This is a genomic window from Arthrobacter sp. H20 (assembly GCF_000520515.1).
In the GTDB taxonomy this organism is placed as follows: Bacteria; Actinomycetota; Actinomycetes; order Actinomycetales; family Micrococcaceae; genus Arthrobacter_D.
In genome coordinates, this window is record NZ_KI914725.1 from 20,520 (window position 1) to 36,205 (window position 15,686).

Consider the following 15,686-nt stretch of genomic DNA (forward strand, 5'->3'; position numbering starts at 1 on the left):
GAACCTCTTGAGGTTCCGGGGGTTTTTCTTTGCCCTACCACTGCCATCGCACGGCGTACGGCACAATGGGGTGGTGACTGACACCCTTCCTGCCGCCGCCGCCCAGCCGCTCTTAGCGACGCTGCGCCAGACAGGGGAGGCCCTCAGCGGCATGTCCTTTCCCCTCGCCGTCCACGGGGCTGGTGAGGCTCGAATTAACGCAACAGCCGCGGCAGCCCAGCTCGAGGACTACGTGGTTCCCCGGTTGCTCAGTCTCGAGGCGCCCTTGCTGGCCGTCGTCGGCGGGTCCACCGGGGCCGGAAAATCGACCCTGGTCAATGCGCTCGTCGGTCACCCGGTTACCCGATCGGGAGCCATCCGCCCCACCACCCGGCAGCCCGTGCTCCTGCATCACCCAGCCGACGGTCACTGGTTCTCTGACCAACGGGTGCTCCCGACGCTGAGCCGGGTACGCGCCGTCGAGACCGGCATCGACAAACCTCAGGCCGAGCAAACCGCCGAGAACACTCCGGGCGCCGGGACCCTTCTGCTGCGCCCGGACCCGATGATTCCGTTGGGCCTTGCCCTGGTCGACGCCCCGGATCTGGACTCCATCGCCGATGAGAACCGCCGGCTGTCCGGGCAGCTCCTCGCCGCCGCTGATCTCTGGGTCTTCGTGACCACCGCAAACCGCTATGCGGATGCCGTCCCGTGGAAGCTGCTCGCCGACGCCGCAGCACGGGATATTTTGTTGGCGGTGGTTTTGGACCGGGTACCCGTTGGGGTTGAAGAAGAGGTGCGCAGCGACCTCCACACACTGTTGGCTGCGGCTGACCTGGGCCACGCCCCGATCTTCATCGTCCCCGAACTGCCCCTGGATCCGGCGGGCATGCTTCCCGCAGAGGCGGTCGACCCGATCAGGCGCTGGCTGCGGGCGCTGGCAGCGGACGCGGCTGGACGACAGGAAATTGCGCGCCGCACCCTCTATGGCGCGGTCCACTCCGTTGCGGGCCGCGTGCACGCCGCCGCTGATGCGCAGGACGACCAGCAGGCCGAATACCTTCGGCTACAGGCCGCGGCGACCGGTGCGTTCGACGATGCCCTTGAAGGAATCCTCGAATCCACCAGGGACGGCACATTGCTCCGCGGCGAGGTGCTGGCCCGCTGGCAGGACTTCGTTGGTACCGGCGAGTTCATGAGAGGCCTCGAGTCCCGGGTCGGCAGGGCCCGGGACGCCATCGGGTCGTTCCTCACCGGTCGGCCCACCCGGGCGGTCACGGTGGAGACAGCCATCGAGACAGGCCTCCACGCTGTCATTGTGGAACAGGCAGCCCTGGCAGCCCAGAGGACCGAACACTCCTGGCGCGACGGCGATGCCGGGCGGGAGTTGCTGGCGGGGCTACCACCCCGAGGCGATGACTTCTCGGCCGCTGCGGCACGGGAAATCCGGGCCTGGCAGAAAGACCTGCTGGAGTTGGTGAGCGCCGAGGGCGCCAACAAGCGCTTCACCGCCAGGATGTTGTCCTTTGGGGTGAACGGTATTGCGGTAGCCCTGATGGTGGTGGTGTTCGCCTCCACCGCCGGGCTGAGTGGACTGGAAATCGGCGTCGCTGGCGGGTCGGCCGTGGTGGGTCAAAAACTTCTTGAAGCGGTGTTCGGCGAAGACGCAGTCCGACGCCTGGCGAAATCGGCGCGCGACAACCTGCAGCGTCGGTGCGGGTCGCTGCTTCGCACCGAACAGCAGCGCTACCTGGAGCCGCTCGTCCCGGCGGCCCAACAGACTCCGGCCGGGACGCTCCGTGAGTATGCCCGTAGGCTTGAATCCAGCCGGCCCTCGGGCGAGCAGGCGATGAACGGGGCCGACGACGGCGCTGGTCCTGCCGCTGACGGGCGTGACCAGTGAGCCGGCACAAGGGCAAGCAGGCCGAATCAGCTGTCCAGAACCAGCTCGAAGCCTTGGACACGGCCCGCGAGCTGGCGGTAGGGCGCCTACCCGAGCAGGATCTACAGGCCGCCTTCGAAGTGATCGACCGGGCCAGTACCCGACGCTCCCTCTCCGCCGCTCATACGGTGGTAGGCATCTTCGGTCCCACGGGCAGCGGAAAGTCTTCGCTGCTCAACGCGCTGACCGGGACTGACGTGGCACGTGTAGCTGCGCGCCGGCCCACCACGTCTGAACCGCTCGCTGTGCTCTGGAATTCCGAGGGGAGCGCCCCGTTACTGGATTGGCTGCAGGTGGCGCTGCGGCACGAGCTGCCAGAGAGTTCCCGTCTGGCTGTCGGCGGACGCTCGTCAGCTGACGACGGCGGGGGGCTGATCCTGCTGGACCTCCCCGACTTTGACTCCACAGCCGCGAGTCACCGTGAGGTGGTGGAGCGGCTGGCTGGTCAGGTCGATGTCCTCCTCTGGGTGGTCGACCCCCAAAAGTACGCCGACGCAGCACTGCATCACGGATTCCTCCGGGGAATGGCTACCCACGGTGGCGTGACTATCATGGCGCTCAACCAGACGGACCGCCTGATCGGAGAGGAAGTAGCCCAGGTGACGGCTTCCCTGCGGGGTATCCTCGCGGGTGAGGGACTCGGTTCTGTGGCAGTCCACCCGGTGTCAGCCAGCACCGGAGCCGGACTGGACAATCTGGTAAAGGAGCTCGGGCAGACGGTGAAACGCCGGCAGGCCGCCACCGCGAGGCTCACCGCCGATGTTGCAGTGGCAGCGAACCGGCTCGCCGAGCATGCGGGAACCGTCGACGCCGTCCAGCCACCCAAAGCTGCGAGGTCGCGGCTGGCGGACCGGCTGGCGGGGGCAATCGGGACGGAAACCGTTGTCGACGCCGTCGTCGGGTCCTATCGGCGTGACGCCCACGCAGCCACCGGGTGGCCAGTAACCCGCTGGCTCGGCAAACTGAGGCCCGACCCCCTGCGCCGCCTAAACCTGCGCCGGTCGGACGTCGACGCGACAGCTAACCGCACCTCGCTCCCCACCCCAGGACCCGCGCAGCGTGCCGCCATGGACGGAGCACTGCGGGAATACGCCGATGCCGCGGCCGAGTCGGTCCACGGGCCGTGGCGTGAGCAGATCCGGACGGCAGCCCAGGGATCAACCGGGGCGCTGGCTGACGGACTGGATCAGGCAATAGCGCAGACCGATCTGCGCTGGAACAAACGGTCCTGGTGGTGGCCCGTGATCGGAGCGCTGCAGTGGTTGCTCTTCGCCGCAGCTGTCGCCGGGCTGGTATGGCTCGGAGTGCTCGCTGCGCTGGGCTTCCTACAGCTCCCGGCACCAGTAACCCCGATGGTTGAGGGCTTCCCGTTGCCCACGCTGCTGGCAATCGGGGGAGCGATAGTAGGAATCGCTGTGGCCCTCCTATCCGCTGGGGCGGCAAAAGTGTCGGCGGCCTCGCGAGGTCGCCGAGCTCGACGCCGTCTCCACGCCGCAGTGGCCGAAGTTGCAGGCCGTGATGTGATTGCGCCGGTCGAGGCGGAGATTGCCAGGTACAACGGGTTCAGGAAGGCAGTTACTGCCGCTCGGGGGCGAGCCTAGAACCATCGTCGGCTAGGCGTCCAGAGCGGCAAGGAACTTGTGCAGGGTTCTCGGGTTCCGGGTGGTGGTCGAGTTTTTGAACCGCGGTTTGGCGGTGAGTTTGCTCAGCGGTGACTCAAGGGTGCCCCCTCGTGGCGCGAGCCACGCGGCGGCCTCCGGCCCCAATACAAGGAAATCGTCGATCACTCCAGGGGAATCAGATTGGGGCGTGTTGGCCTTCTCGACGGCATCCACCAGGTCAGCGAGCGCAGCAGGGTCAGAGAAGAGCGTGATGTAGGTGTGAGTAGTGGAGTCATCGGTCGGAAAGGGACAGGCATCGACCAGCACGCGCAGCCGGTTGGCGTCAAGGATCACTACCCAGGCGTCGTACCCGAAGGTGGACCGCAACAGCGACTCGACTGCCTCCTTGAGCTCAGCGGCCGACCGAGCCGTGGTACAGGTGAGGTTCCCGGATGCGAGTTGGGTCACCACGTTACTGACGTCGAGTGTCTCAACTGCTGCCCGCAGCTCAGCCATTTTGAGATTGATTCCGCCAACGTTGACTCCGCGCAGGAAGACCGCATAGGCAGTCATGGCCACACCCTCAGTCATGGCCACACCCTACCGCCACCGGAGTTGTGGGTCGATCAGTCAGCGTTCTTGCCGACCGCGTGGGTCAGTTGCTGGGCAGCGTTCATCACCACTTCAGCGTGGATACGTCCAGGCTGACGGGTAAGCCGCTCCATCGGCCCTGAGATCGACACCGCAGCGATGACCCGGCCAGATGGACCCCGTACTGGGGCGGATACCGAGGCGACTCCCGCTTCGCGTTCGCCAAGGCTCTGGGCCCACCCCCGACGTCGTACTCCTGCCAGCACGGCAGGGGTAAACCGCGCCTCCTGAAGACCTTTGAGAAGGCGGTCGTGGTCCTCCCAGGCCAACAGGCACTGGGCCGCCGAGCCGGCCTTCATTGAGAGTTGGGTGCCCACGGGGATGGTGTCCCGGAGACCCATCGGGCGCTCAGCCGAGGCAACACACACCCGCCATTCGCCTTGCCGGCGGAAGAGCTGGGCGCTTTCGCCGGTCGCGTCGCGGAGGTGCAACAGAACGGGGGACGCCGATGCGATCAATCGGTCCTCCCCGGCTGCCGCTGCCAGTTCGACCAGCCGGCTGCCCAGCACGAAGCGGCCCTGTATGTCGCGGCTGACCAGGCGGTGATGCACCAGCGCCTGGGCGAGCCGGTGCACGGTCGGGCGGGCCAGCCCGGTTGCGGCAACGAGCTGCGCCAAGGTGGTGGGACCCGCTTCCAGGGCGTCGAGTACTGTCGCAGCTTTGTCGATGACCCCTACACCGCTAATATTGTCCATAAGATGATATTGCCGTCTCATTATCTGAGACGCAAGCTGCAGACACGTAGCGGAACAGATGGAACAGCACCGAAGGGAACCGGTCATGGGCAACACGCTCGCAGAGAAGGTCTGGGACGCACACGTTGTGCGCAAAGGCGAGGTGCAGGGTGCTGAATCCCAGCCTGACCTGATCTACATCGATCTTCACCTGATCCACGAGGTCACCTCGCCACAGGCCTTCGAAGGACTCCGTCTTGCCGGCAGGCCGCTGCGACGCCCGGACCTCACCATCGCCACCGAGGACCACAACACCCCCACTTGGGATATTGACAAGCCAATCGCTGACCTCACAAGCCGAACGCAGATCGAGACTCTGCGGGCGAACTGCAAGGAGTTCGGCGTGCGGCTGCACTCCCTCGGCGACGCGCAACAGGGAATCGTGCACATTATCGGCCCACAGCTCGGCCTCACCCAGCCGGGCCTGACAGTGGTGTGCGGAGACTCCCACACGTCAACGCACGGGGCGTTCGGTGCCCTGGCGATGGGCATCGGTACCTCCGAGGTGGAGCACGTGATGGCCACCCAAACCCTTTCACTCAAGCCGTTCAAGACCATGGCCATCAATGTCGAGGGCACTCTGAAACCCGGTGTCACGTCAAAGGACATCATTCTCGCGGTAATTGCCAAGATCGGTACCGGTGGCGGCCAGGGGTACGTGCTCGAATATCGTGGATCGGCCATCCGGGCGCTGTCGATGGAAGCGCGGATGACCATCTGCAACATGTCCATTGAGGCTGGCGCCCGTGCCGGGATGGTGGCACCAGACGAGATCACTTTCGCGTACCTCAAAGACAAGCCGCACGCTCCGCAGGGCGACGACTGGGACTCGGCAGTCGAGAACTGGAGGACACTGCGCACCGACGACGATGCAGTGTTCGACGCCGAGGTGTCCCTCGACGCCAATGACCTTGAGCCGTTCGTCACCTGGGGCACCAACCCGGGCCAGGGTGTTTCGCTGTCACAGGCGGTGCCGTCGCCCGACGATTTCGCCGACGAAAACGACAAAGCCGCGTGCGAGCGTGCCCTCGAATACATGGCGCTCGACGCCGGGACTCCCATGAAAGATATCAGGGTGGACACCGTGTTCCTCGGCTCGTGCACCAACAGCCGCATCGAGGATCTGCGGATCGCGGCGGACATCATCCGTGGCCGGGTCAAGGACCCGGACATCCGCATGATGGTGGTTCCCGGCTCGGCGCGGGTTCGCCTGGATGCCGAAGCCGAGGGTCTGGACCAGGTGTTCAAGGACTTCGGCGCCGAGTGGCGGTTCGCCGGCTGCTCCATGTGCCTGGGCATGAACCCGGACCAGCTGGCGCCGGGGGAGCGCTGCGCATCGACGTCCAACCGTAACTTCGAGGGCCGGCAGGGCAAGGGTGGCCGTACGCACCTGGTGTCCCCGGTGGTCGCCGCAGCGACAGCTGTGCGTGGAACGCTGAGCTCGCCGTCGGATCTTGACCCGCTTCCGCCCGCCAGCACAGGCAAGCCTGACGACGTCGTCGTCCCCGCCGCCTCGAACGCCGCCTAGGAGAGTCCCATGGAAAAGATCATCAAGCACTCCGGCATCGGTGTGCCGCTGCGCCAAAGCAATATCGACACTGACCAGATCATCCCGGCGGTGTACCTCAAGCGTATTACCAGGACCGGGTTTGAGGACGCATTGTTTGCCGAATGGCGGAAGGACCTGAACTTCATCCTGAACCGGTCACCGTTCGACGCCGGCTCAGTTCTGGTGGCTGGCCCCGACTTCGGTACCGGATCATCGCGTGAACATGCGGTCTGGGCGCTGAAGGATTACGGCTTCAAGGCGGTGCTGGCCTCCCGGTTCGCTGACATTTTCCGCGGCAATTCAGGCAAGCAGGGGCTGATCGCGGCACAGGTTGTGCAGGACGACATCGAACTGATCTGGAAGGTCCTCGAGAATCATCCCGGCACCGAGGTGACTGTTGACCTGCAGGACCGCACCGTGGTCTGCGGAAGTGTCACGGCGCCGTTCCAGATCGACGACTACACCCGGTGGCGGCTGTTGGAGGGCCTTGATGACATCGGCCTGACGCTGACCCATGAGGAATCCATCACCGAGTATGAGGGCTCCCGGCCGGACTGGAAGCCCAGGACTCTCCCCGCCCGATCCTGAGCATCCGCCCCGGATTGAGAGCAACGTCATTCTGACGGCTCGGTCCGGCGCGTCAGCGGGGAATGAATGAGCTGGCAAAGCAGTTTCAGACAGTGGCCCCGGGGAGTCTATTTCAGTCTTGTTGGACATGCTCCTATGCTTAGCGGGAGGCAATTGCTGGTTTGGGGGCAATCTCTGTTGTGTGCAAATCGAAGGAAATAGGTGTTCATGGGAAGCGTGCTGACCATTCGTGGTGGAGTCCCTCTGACTGGCAAGGTCTCCGTTCGCGGAGCCAAAAACTTGGTGCCCAAAGCAATGGTCGCCGCCCTGCTGGGTAATGCTCCCTCGGTCCTGCGGAACGTCCCCGAAATCAAGGACGTCGAGGTAGTCACCAGCCTCCTGAAGCTGCATGGTGTGGAGGTGACCAAGGACCCGGTTACCGGTGACCTCAGTATGGATCCAAAGGGCGCGAAGATGGCCCAGTCCAAGGACATCGACGCTCACGCCGGCGACTCGCGGATCCCGATCCTCTTCTGTGGTCCCCTGATGCACAGCATCGGTGAAGCCTTCATCCCCGACCTCGGCGGATGCAAGATCGGGGATCGTCCGATCGATTACCACCTGCAGGTGCTGCGCAACTTTGGTGCAGTGGTGGACAAGCGTCCCGGCGGAATTTCCATTTCGGCGCCCAAGGGCCTGCACGGCGCCAAGCTCGACCTGCCCTACCCCAGCGTGGGCGCTACGGAACAGGTGCTGCTGACCGCCACCCGCGCCGAGGGAATCACTGAACTCAGCGGTGCAGCAGTCGAGCCCGAAATCATGGACCTGATCGCCGTCCTCCAAAAAATGGGCGCCATCATCACTGTGCAGACTGACCGCACCATCCGCATCGAGGGGGTCAAGGAGCTGACCGGGTTCAACCACAAGGCCATCTCGGATCGCAACGAAACTGCCTCGTGGGCATCAGCCGCACTCGTCACCCAGGGCGACATCTACGTTGAGGGTGCTCGTCAGCTGGACCTGACCGCCTTCCTCAACACCTATCGCAAGATCGGTGGAGAATTCGACGTCGACGACGACGGCATCCGGTTCTACCATCCCGGCGGCAAACTGTCCCCCCTTGTCCTGGAAACCGACGTGCACCCAGGATTCATGACCGACTGGCAGCAGCCCCTGGTAGTAGCGCTGACCCAGGCGCAGGGCGTGTCAATCGTTCACGAAACCGTTTATGAGAATCGGTTCGGCTTCACTGATGCGCTGATCCGGATGGGTGCCAATATCCAGGTGCACCGCGAATGCCTGGGCAGTGTCCCGTGCCGATTTGGGCAACGGAACTTCCTCCACTCAGCAGTCATTTCTGGCCCGGCGCAGCTGGCCGGGGCGGACATCGACATCCCTGACCTCCGCGGTGGTTTCAGCCACCTCATCGCTGCCCTCGCGGCGAAGGGTACCTCGCGGGTCACCGGTATTGAGTTGATCAACCGTGGCTACGAGCGGTTCCAGGACAAGCTCGAAGGCCTCGGAGCTGACTTCGATATCACTCCGGCAACTGATGCGACCACGTCGGAGGACGGCCGCTAGCAACGCGGCACTTAGCTATGACTGAATCCAGAAGATCCCGCATGACGTTTGCCGTGCTCGCCGTGACCGTTCGGCCCATCATGAACGCCCTGATGGCCAAGAAGTGGTCAGGGGCGGAGAAACTGCCGCGGGACACTGGGTTCATTGTCTGTCCGAATCACATCACCGAGATTGATCCGGTGGTGATAGGTCACTTTCTCTTCAACCAGAAGGTGACTCCGCATTTTCTGGCGAAGGCATCGTTGTTCAAGGTGCCCATTATGGGGTGGATCCTCGATGCCACCGGCCAGGTGCCGGTCGATCGGACCACGGCTGGCGCCAACAGGTCCCTTGAGGCAGCGCGTGAGGCGATCAGCTCCGGTGGCGGCATCGTGGTTTATCCGGAAGGCACACTGACCCGCGACCCGGACATGTGGCCGATGAAGGGCCGGACCGGCGCAGCACGGCTCGCCCTGCAAACCGGCGCCCCGGTAGTACCGATCGCTCACTGGGGGGCTCACGAGGTGTTCCCCCGGTACGCCAAACGGTTCTATCTCTTCCCCAGGAAAACCTCGCGGGTTATGGTGGGGGACCCAGTCGACTTCTCCGACCTCGTGGACAAGCCCATCACCAAGACGGTGCTGGATACTGCCACCGAGCGGATCGTGGATGCGTTGACGGTGCTGGTCGCTGAGCTTCGCCAGGAGGCACCGCCCGCCGAACGCTGGAATCCAGCTGACAAACACCAGAAGAGCACCGGCAGGGATTACGAAGGTAACACCGAGGAGACTCAATGACGCGAACACCACCAGCAGTAGTAGCCGTCTTGGGTGCCGGCAGCTGGGGGACCACTTTCGCGAAAATCCTGGCGGATGCCGGGGCCCCTCACGGCACCCAGGTGCGGGTGTGGGCCCGTCGCGAAGACGTTGCCGAGGAGATCAATACCTCCCGCCGCAACAGCAGGTATCTCTCGGACACTGAGTTGCCGGAGAACATCACCAGCTCGGCCAATATTGCCGAGGTGCTGGCCGGTGCTGAATTGGTCGCCGTGGCAGTCCCGGCGCAGTCGTTGCGCCCTCAGCTGCAGGGCTGGAAGCACCTGCTCCGCGAGGATGCAGTGGTGGTGTCGCTGATGAAGGGTCTTGAGGTGGGATCTGATGCCCGCATGTCTCAGGTGATCGCCGCCGAACTGGATATCCCTGCCCAGCGGATCGCTGTCGTGTCGGGGCCTAACCTCGCGCTGGAGATTGCGCGTCAGGAACCCACCGCATCGGTGGTGGCCTGCCCGGATGAGGAAGTCGCTGCATGGATCGCTGCGGCGTGCACCGCCAGCTACTTCAGGCCGTACACCAACCCCGATGTGGTCGGCGTGGAAATCGGCGGGATCGTCAAGAATGTCATCGCCCTCGCCGTCGGCATTTGTGAAGGCAAGCGGATGGGCGACAACACCAAGGCCTCGGTCATTACCCGCGGCCTCGCCGAGACCACCCGCCTTGCCGTCGCGCTCGGTGGCGAGGCTGAAACCATGGCAGGGCTGGCCGGGATGGGCGATCTGATCGCAACCTGCTCGTCAGCGCTCTCACGCAACCACACGGCCGGCCGGCTGCTGGGCCAGGGGCTCACCCTTGACGAGGTCACCGGAACCATGAACCAGACCGCCGAGGGCATCAAGTCAGCCCAGGCGGTTCTCGATCTGGCGGGACAGCTTGGAGTCGATATGCCCATCACAGAGAACGTGGTGGCGGTGCTTCAGGGCACCGTCTCCGTCCATGACCTGGGGCAGCGCTTACTTGCCCGCAATCTGAAATCCGAAGGCTGACTGTGACTGCTGTTCCTCCTGATGCCCCCGGCGACGACGCACCACACCGGCCGCGGGTGTTGGTCCTTTTTGGCGGGCGATCCAGCGAGCATGCGGTCAGCTGCATCACTGCCGCAGGAGTGCTCGAGGCAATTGATCGTGACAAGTATGAGGTGATTCCGGTCGGCATCGCCAGGAACGGCCAGTGGGTCCAGGTGTCAGGAGATTCCTCCCAGTGGTCGCTCCGCTCGGCGACCCTCCCGGAGGTCCCCGCGTCCGACGAATCGCTGGTCCTGGCCGCATCGGGGTCGGGCCCGGGCTCGGGCGCTGTTGGTGGCTCAGGTGGTGCTGCTGATCTGGCCTCCACCGAGCTCATGATCACCGCTGCTGATCAGATGCCCCGCAGCCTTGGCGGCATCGACGTCGTCGTTCCGCTGCTGCACGGACCATTTGGTGAGGACGGCACCCTGCAGGGGATGCTGGAAATGGCCGACATCAGGTACGTTGGCGCCGGGGTGCTGGCTTCAGCAGTGGGCATGGACAAGCACTACATGAAGGTGATTTTCGCCGCTGCCGGGCTTACTGTGGGGCCCTACGAGGTCATCACCGACCGGCAGTGGGCCACCGGGCGTGGGAGCTGCCTTGAGCGTGCGGCCGCGTTGGGCTTCCCGTCCTTCGTCAAACCGGCCCGCGCCGGCTCCTCGATGGGGATCACCAGGGTGTCCTCGGCATCGGATCTCGCGGCCGCTATTGAAGCGGCCAGGGAGTTCGATCCCAAGGTGCTGGTCGAGGCTGGCATCAGTGGTCGGGAGATCGAGGTAGCGGTGCTGCAGGGCCGCGGCACCAACGAGCCGCGGACGTCCCTACCCGGCGAGATAGCCGTCCAGCCGGGAGATCACGACTGGTATGACTTCGAGGCCAAGTATGTCGATGGTGCTGCGGCCGAGCTGAGTTGCCCGGCCGATCTGCCCCCAGCTGCCAGCGAGGCTGTGCGGGCCCTGGCAGCGGCAGCGTTCGAAGCCGTCGGCGCTGAAGGCCTCTCCCGGGTCGACTTTTTCTACACTCTCGCCGGGGACCTGATCATCAACGAGATCAACACGATGCCCGGGTTTACCCCGATCAGCATGTACCCGCAGATGTGGGCCAAATCGGGCCTCACCTACACGGAGCTGATCGACGAGCTGATCGAACTGGCGTTGAGCCGCAAGACCGGGCTGCGCTGACCCGGACCGCGTCTCCTGATAAGACCTAGGCGGTGACCAGCACCGCTCCGGCGAGCGTGATGCCGCCGAGGAACACTGTCGAGATGCCGCCCAGCGCCAGGTTCTTTCCACCGGTCCGGGCCAGATGGGGGATGTCAATGCCGGTGCCCAGGCCAAACATTGCAGCAGCGAGCAGCAGCGTCGCAGTCAACGACGCGACGTCGAGGACAGGTTCGGGCACCACACCGGTGGACCGGACCAGCACCAGGGCCAGAAACCCCACCACAAACAGCGGCACAATTGGCGCCACCCGTCCGGGCACGCTGGGCTGGCCACCCTCGGCCCGGCGTATCCCAATGGAAACAAACGCTGCAACGGGCGCAAGCAGCACCACGCGGCCGAGCTTCACCACGGTTGCAACGGCGAGGGCTACGGCGCCGGCGGTGCTGGCGGTAGCCACCACCTGGGCCACCTCGTGCACGGCGAGTCCTGACCAGATGCCAAACGTTTCGGGGGAGAGCCCCAGCAGGTTGCTGACGAGCGGGAGTCCCAGGATCACCGCCGACCCGTACAGCGTGACCATCGCGATGGCGCTGGCCACCTCGTCGTCGTCGGCGTTGACAATACTCTGCATACCGGCGATCGCGGACGCGCCGCAGATCGAGAACCCTGCTGCCATCAGGGTCGACGCCGCACGGCTGAGTCCCAGCCGCTCGCCGATATAGCGGGTGAAGAGGAAGCTGATGAACACCGAGGCGATGATGAGCGCGAGGACGGGGAAGCCCAGGCTCAGGATCTCGGGGAGGGAGAGTTGCAGGCCCAGGACGACGACGCCGAGCCGCAGAAATCGTTTGGTGGCCCGTTGGATGCCGGGCCGGATCCGGGGGTGGAACAGCCCCGTGTTGCGGACCAGCAGTCCGAGGCCGAGGGCAACCACCAGAGCGCCGATAAAGCCCTGAAGGCTGGCTATGAAGAGGGAAAGAGCGACGGCGGCGGCCATGACCAATACTCCGGGGAGCAGGTTCAGGAATGCCGCGGTGGCGGCCGAGCGCTGTGTGGTCACTGGGTTTCTTTCAGGGCGCTCGGGTGAAGAGGCGTGCAGAAGGAGATTGCCCATCCCGACGGGAATCCGCCGGGATGGGCAACAGCTGTCTAGAGCAGGTCGTACTCTTCAAGGAATGCTGTGGCAACAGTCGCGCTGGACTCTTTATCCACCTGCACCCGTGCAAGGTACTCGGTCAGGTTCTCGGTGGTCAGGGCTTCCGAGACCGCGTTGAGTGACTCGGTGACCGCATCGGTGACCTTGGACTCGCGGATGATCGGCACGATGTTCTCGGAAAGGAACAGGTTCTGGGTGTCCTCAAGGACCACCAGGGACTCGGTTTCAATCGTCGAATCGGTGCTGAAGATGTTGGCGACATCCACCTCACCGCTCAGGAGAGCTTCGCGGGTCAGTGGTCCGCCGGCGTCCAGTGGCTGGAACTCGGAGAACGTGATGCCGTAAACCTCTTCAAGACCCACCAGGCCCTGGAAACGCTCGGAGAACTCCGGGCCGGCGGCAAGCGTCAGCTCGCCGGCGACGTCGGTCAGATCATCCATGGTCTCCAGGGCGAATTCCTCAGCGGTTTCGGGAAGGACTGCGAGCGTGTCCTTGTCCTCAGCCTCCGACTGCTCAAGGGCAACTATGCCTTCGGGCAGCACCTCGACCATCGCGTCGTAGACCTCCTCGGGGCCGGTGACGCCTTCAGGAGCGCCACCTTCAACGAGCGATGAGTACAGCGCGCCGTTGTACTCGGGAAGCAGGTCGATCGACCCGTCCTCGAGCGCCGCGAGGTACAGGTCGCGAGCACCGATGTTGAAGCTGCGCTCAACCTCGATCCCTTCGGATTCCAGGACCTGGGCGTACATCTCGGCGAGCAGTTCGCTCTCGGGGAAGTTGGCGGAGCCAATCGCGATGGTCTCGGCGTCGACTGACTCTCCGCCGGCGTCGGACTCAAGCGGATCGCCGCCGCAAGCGGAAAGTGCGAGGGCCGCTGCGCCGAAGAGCGCCACACTACTCATCAGTTTGGGTGAGCGTTTTCTTATCATGGGTCGTGCCTTTCGGTCAGGTTTCTCAAGCTTATCCCGCAGTTGCCGATGCTGGCTCAACGGAAGATGATGGGGGTTTGTTGGATGTCCGGGTCAGTGCGCGCCCGGATACGCCGGGGGACACCACCAGCCGTTGCAGACCGGAAGCGATCAGGTCCAGGATGATGGCCAACAGGGCGACGACGACGGCGCCAGCAATCACTCGGTCGTACTGATTCAGTGCAAGACCGTCAACCAGCAGCCTTCCCAGACCGCCGAGGCCCACATAGGAAGCGACAGTGGCTGTCGACACAACCTGCAGGGTGGCGCTTCGCAGGCCGCTGAGGATCAGTGGCAGGGCGATAGGAATTTCCACCCTGAACAGGATCTCGATGGGACGCATGCCCATCCCCTTTGCGGCGTCGACCGACGCGGGGTTAATTGCCCTGAGACCCGCGTAGGTAGAGGTGAGGATCGGCGGGATGGCGAGGATCACCAGGGCGATTACCACTGGCAGCAGCCCAAATCCGATCACTGTCACCAGCAGGATAATCAGGCCCAGCGTCGGTAGCGACCGGCCGGCATTGCCCGCGTTGATTGCCACAAACGAGAACTTGCCCGTGTGACCGATGTACAGGCCCACCGGGATCGCGATCAATGAGGCGATGATCAGCGTCAGCACCGTGTAGTAGAGGTGTTCAAGGACGAGCGACGGGATGTTGCCGTTGACGGCGAGGTCCCAGTGCTCGGGGTCCAACAGATACTCAAGATAATCCATCAGGCTCGCCCTCCCGCACGCACCCAGGGCGTGAATCGTCGTTGAACAAACACAATGATGATGTCGCAGGTGGCTGCCAACAGCACTGACAGGATGATTCCTACATAGATCGGCGCCAGGTAGTCGAGCTGCAGGCCACGAAGGAACAGTGCCCCCAGCCCGCCTACGCCGATCAGCGCACCAACGCTGACGATGCTCACATTGGCAACTGTAGCAACCCGCAGCCCTGCCAGCATGACTGGCAGTGCGATGGGCAGTTCAACCCGTAGGAGGCGTTTGACCCGTCGGTAGCCCATGGCGGTTGCCGCCTGGGTGATGGCAGGATCCACCGAGTTGAGGCCGTCGGCCACCACCCTGACCATGAGCGCAACGCTGTAGACGGTGAGCGCGATGATGATGTTCAGCGGTGACAGAACGCCGGTACCGATGATTGGCGGCAGCAGCAGGAACAGCGCCAGCGAGGGGATCGCGTAGAGGATGCTGCTGATGTTGACCAGCGGGTAGTACAGCTTCTTGTAGCGGACAGCTATGTATCCCAGGGGAAGCGAGATGATGATCGCGAGAATGACCGGAATCAGCGCCAGGTAAAGATGCTCCTGGAACGCGGTCCAGATGATTTCGCGGTTGCCGGTGATGTAGTCGATCATGCGGTGGTCCCCGCACGCTGACGACGTCGTTCATCCAGCTGCCGCACCAGGCTCGGGTGCCTGATAACGCCGTCAACTACGCCCGACTCGTTGACCCGGACAGCGATGCCGACGGGTGAGCTGATGGCAAGGTCGGTGACTACCCGCAGGGAATCCGACGCGGTGAAGGTGCCCGCCACTGACAGTGGTGATTTTTCGTCAGCGAGGCCTGGCCCGGCCCAGCCGAGGGGACTGCCGGCCCCGTCGAGCACCAGAACTTCGCCGCCGGACCGGACCGAGTCCACCGAATCCAGCACCAGGGCGTCGGCCGAGTCGAAGGACAGGCTGCGGAAGCCGCGGTCCCGGCCCACAAAGTCGGCGACGAAATCGTTGGCTGGATTCTCGAGAAGTTCCTGCGGAGCGGCGTACTGGGCAAGATGCCCGCCTTCCCTGAAGACTGCCACCATGTCACCGAGCTTGATTGCCTCGTCAATGTCGTGGGTCACGAAGGCGATGGTCTTACCCAGCTCGCCCTGGAGCCGCAGGAACTCGGTCTGCAGGCCGGCGCGCACAATGGGGTCGACGGCGCTGAAAGGTTCGTCCATCAGCATGACTGGGGGATCGGCGGCGAG

At 64.2% G+C, this 15,686-nt stretch carries 14 protein-coding genes and 1 pseudogene; 8 read left to right on the forward strand and 7 right to left on the reverse strand.

Annotation, left to right across the window (positions count from 1 at the left end; genetic code table 11):
- Nucleotides 1-73: 73 nt before the first annotated feature.
- Nucleotides 74-1,882, forward strand: coding sequence for a dynamin family protein (locus Y703_RS0108190; RefSeq protein ID WP_026552324.1), 1,809 nt, complete (start codon nt 74-76; stop codon nt 1,880-1,882).
- Nucleotides 1,879-3,522, forward strand: a complete 1,644-nt coding sequence (locus Y703_RS0108195) for a GTPase (RefSeq protein WP_026552325.1) — start codon at nt 1,879-1,881, stop codon at nt 3,520-3,522. The genes Y703_RS0108190 and Y703_RS0108195 overlap by 4 nt, the downstream gene beginning before the upstream one ends.
- A 12-nt stretch (nt 3,523-3,534) precedes the next feature.
- On the opposite strand, the gene Y703_RS0108200 is transcribed toward Y703_RS0108195, so the two are convergent.
- Both Y703_RS0108200 and Y703_RS0108205 read right to left on the reverse strand, forming a co-directional pair.
- Nucleotides 3,535-4,095: a DUF1697 domain-containing protein gene (locus tag Y703_RS0108200; RefSeq protein ID WP_026552326.1), complete on the reverse strand. Its 561-nt coding sequence runs from the start codon at nt 4,093-4,095 to the stop codon at nt 3,535-3,537.
- 53 nt (nt 4,096-4,148) lie between these two features.
- On the reverse strand, nt 4,149-4,868 hold the full coding sequence (locus tag Y703_RS0108205; RefSeq protein WP_026552327.1) for an IclR family transcriptional regulator: 720 nt from the start codon (nt 4,866-4,868) through the stop codon (nt 4,149-4,151).
- 85 nt (nt 4,869-4,953) lie between these two features.
- On the opposite strand from Y703_RS0108205, the gene leuC reads away from it, so the two are divergent.
- The 6 genes from leuC to Y703_RS0108235 all read left to right on the forward strand — a co-directional run bounded on the left by leuC (nt 4,954) and on the right by Y703_RS0108235 (nt 11,604).
- The gene (gene leuC, locus Y703_RS0108210; RefSeq protein ID WP_026552328.1) at nt 4,954-6,435 is read left to right on the forward strand and encodes a 3-isopropylmalate dehydratase large subunit; all 1,482 of its coding nucleotides are present in this window, start codon (nt 4,954-4,956) and stop codon (nt 6,433-6,435) included.
- A gap of 9 nt (nt 6,436-6,444) precedes the next feature.
- Nucleotides 6,445-7,044, forward strand: coding sequence for a 3-isopropylmalate dehydratase small subunit (leuD, locus tag Y703_RS0108215; protein WP_026552329.1), 600 nt, complete (start codon nt 6,445-6,447; stop codon nt 7,042-7,044).
- 207 nt (nt 7,045-7,251) lie between these two features.
- Complete coding sequence (murA, locus tag Y703_RS0108220; RefSeq protein ID WP_026552330.1) at nt 7,252-8,604, forward strand: UDP-N-acetylglucosamine 1-carboxyvinyltransferase; 1,353 nt, start codon at nt 7,252-7,254, stop codon at nt 8,602-8,604.
- Nucleotides 8,605-8,621: 17 nt separating this feature from the next.
- Entirely contained in the window at nt 8,622-9,380 is a 759-nt protein-coding gene (locus tag Y703_RS0108225; protein WP_026552331.1) for a lysophospholipid acyltransferase family protein, read from the forward strand.
- On the forward strand, nt 9,377-10,402 hold the full coding sequence (locus Y703_RS0108230; RefSeq protein WP_026552332.1) for an NAD(P)H-dependent glycerol-3-phosphate dehydrogenase: 1,026 nt from the start codon (nt 9,377-9,379) through the stop codon (nt 10,400-10,402). Before Y703_RS0108225 ends, Y703_RS0108230 begins: the two co-directional genes overlap by 4 nt.
- Before the next feature lie 2 nt (nt 10,403-10,404).
- Nucleotides 10,405-11,604, forward strand: coding sequence for a D-alanine--D-alanine ligase family protein (locus tag Y703_RS0108235; RefSeq protein ID WP_035764286.1), 1,200 nt, complete (start codon nt 10,405-10,407; stop codon nt 11,602-11,604).
- Between the two features lie 25 nt (nt 11,605-11,629).
- On the opposite strand, the gene Y703_RS18720 is transcribed toward Y703_RS0108235, so the two are convergent.
- The 5 genes and pseudogenes from Y703_RS18720 to Y703_RS18725 all read right to left on the reverse strand — a co-directional run.
- Nucleotides 11,630-12,646, reverse strand: coding sequence for a YeiH family protein (locus Y703_RS18720; protein WP_216698875.1), 1,017 nt, complete (start codon nt 12,644-12,646; stop codon nt 11,630-11,632).
- An 89-nt stretch (nt 12,647-12,735) separates the two neighbouring features.
- A complete protein-coding gene (locus Y703_RS0108245; protein ID WP_081743445.1) occupies nt 12,736-13,671 on the reverse strand; it encodes an ABC transporter substrate-binding protein in 936 nt (311 codons plus the stop codon).
- A gap of 31 nt (nt 13,672-13,702) precedes the next feature.
- Complete coding sequence (locus Y703_RS0108250) at nt 13,703-14,428, reverse strand: ABC transporter permease (RefSeq protein WP_026552335.1); 726 nt, start codon at nt 14,426-14,428, stop codon at nt 13,703-13,705.
- The gene (locus Y703_RS0108255; protein ID WP_026552336.1) at nt 14,428-15,075 is read right to left on the reverse strand and encodes an ABC transporter permease; all 648 of its coding nucleotides are present in this window, start codon (nt 15,073-15,075) and stop codon (nt 14,428-14,430) included. The genes Y703_RS0108250 and Y703_RS0108255 overlap by 1 nt, the downstream gene beginning before the upstream one ends.
- Nucleotides 15,072-15,686 (reverse strand): annotated as a pseudogene (locus Y703_RS18725) (ABC transporter ATP-binding protein); the annotation flags it as partial. The pseudogene Y703_RS18725 and the gene Y703_RS0108255, both read right to left, overlap by 4 nt.

Coding starts and splice junctions, on each gene's coding strand:
- Y703_RS0108200 (WP_026552326.1), bottom strand. CDS start 4,095: ATGACTGCCTATGCGGTCTTCCTGCGCGGAGTCAACGTTGGCGGAATC.
- Y703_RS0108205 (WP_026552327.1), bottom strand. CDS start 4,868: ATGGACAATATTAGCGGTGTAGGGGTCATCGACAAAGCTGCGACAGTA.
- leuC (WP_026552328.1), top strand. CDS start 4,954: ATGGGCAACACGCTCGCAGAGAAGGTCTGGGACGCACACGTTGTGCGC.
- leuD (WP_026552329.1), top strand. CDS start 6,445: ATGGAAAAGATCATCAAGCACTCCGGCATCGGTGTGCCGCTGCGCCAA.
- murA (WP_026552330.1), top strand. CDS start 7,252: ATGGGAAGCGTGCTGACCATTCGTGGTGGAGTCCCTCTGACTGGCAAG.
- Y703_RS0108225 (WP_026552331.1), top strand. CDS start 8,622: ATGACTGAATCCAGAAGATCCCGCATGACGTTTGCCGTGCTCGCCGTG.
- Y703_RS0108230 (WP_026552332.1), top strand. CDS start 9,377: ATGACGCGAACACCACCAGCAGTAGTAGCCGTCTTGGGTGCCGGCAGC.
- Y703_RS0108245 (WP_081743445.1), bottom strand. CDS start 13,671: ATGATAAGAAAACGCTCACCCAAACTGATGAGTAGTGTGGCGCTCTTC.
- Y703_RS0108250 (WP_026552335.1), bottom strand. CDS start 14,428: ATGGATTATCTTGAGTATCTGTTGGACCCCGAGCACTGGGACCTCGCC.
- Y703_RS0108255 (WP_026552336.1), bottom strand. CDS start 15,075: ATGATCGACTACATCACCGGCAACCGCGAAATCATCTGGACCGCGTTC.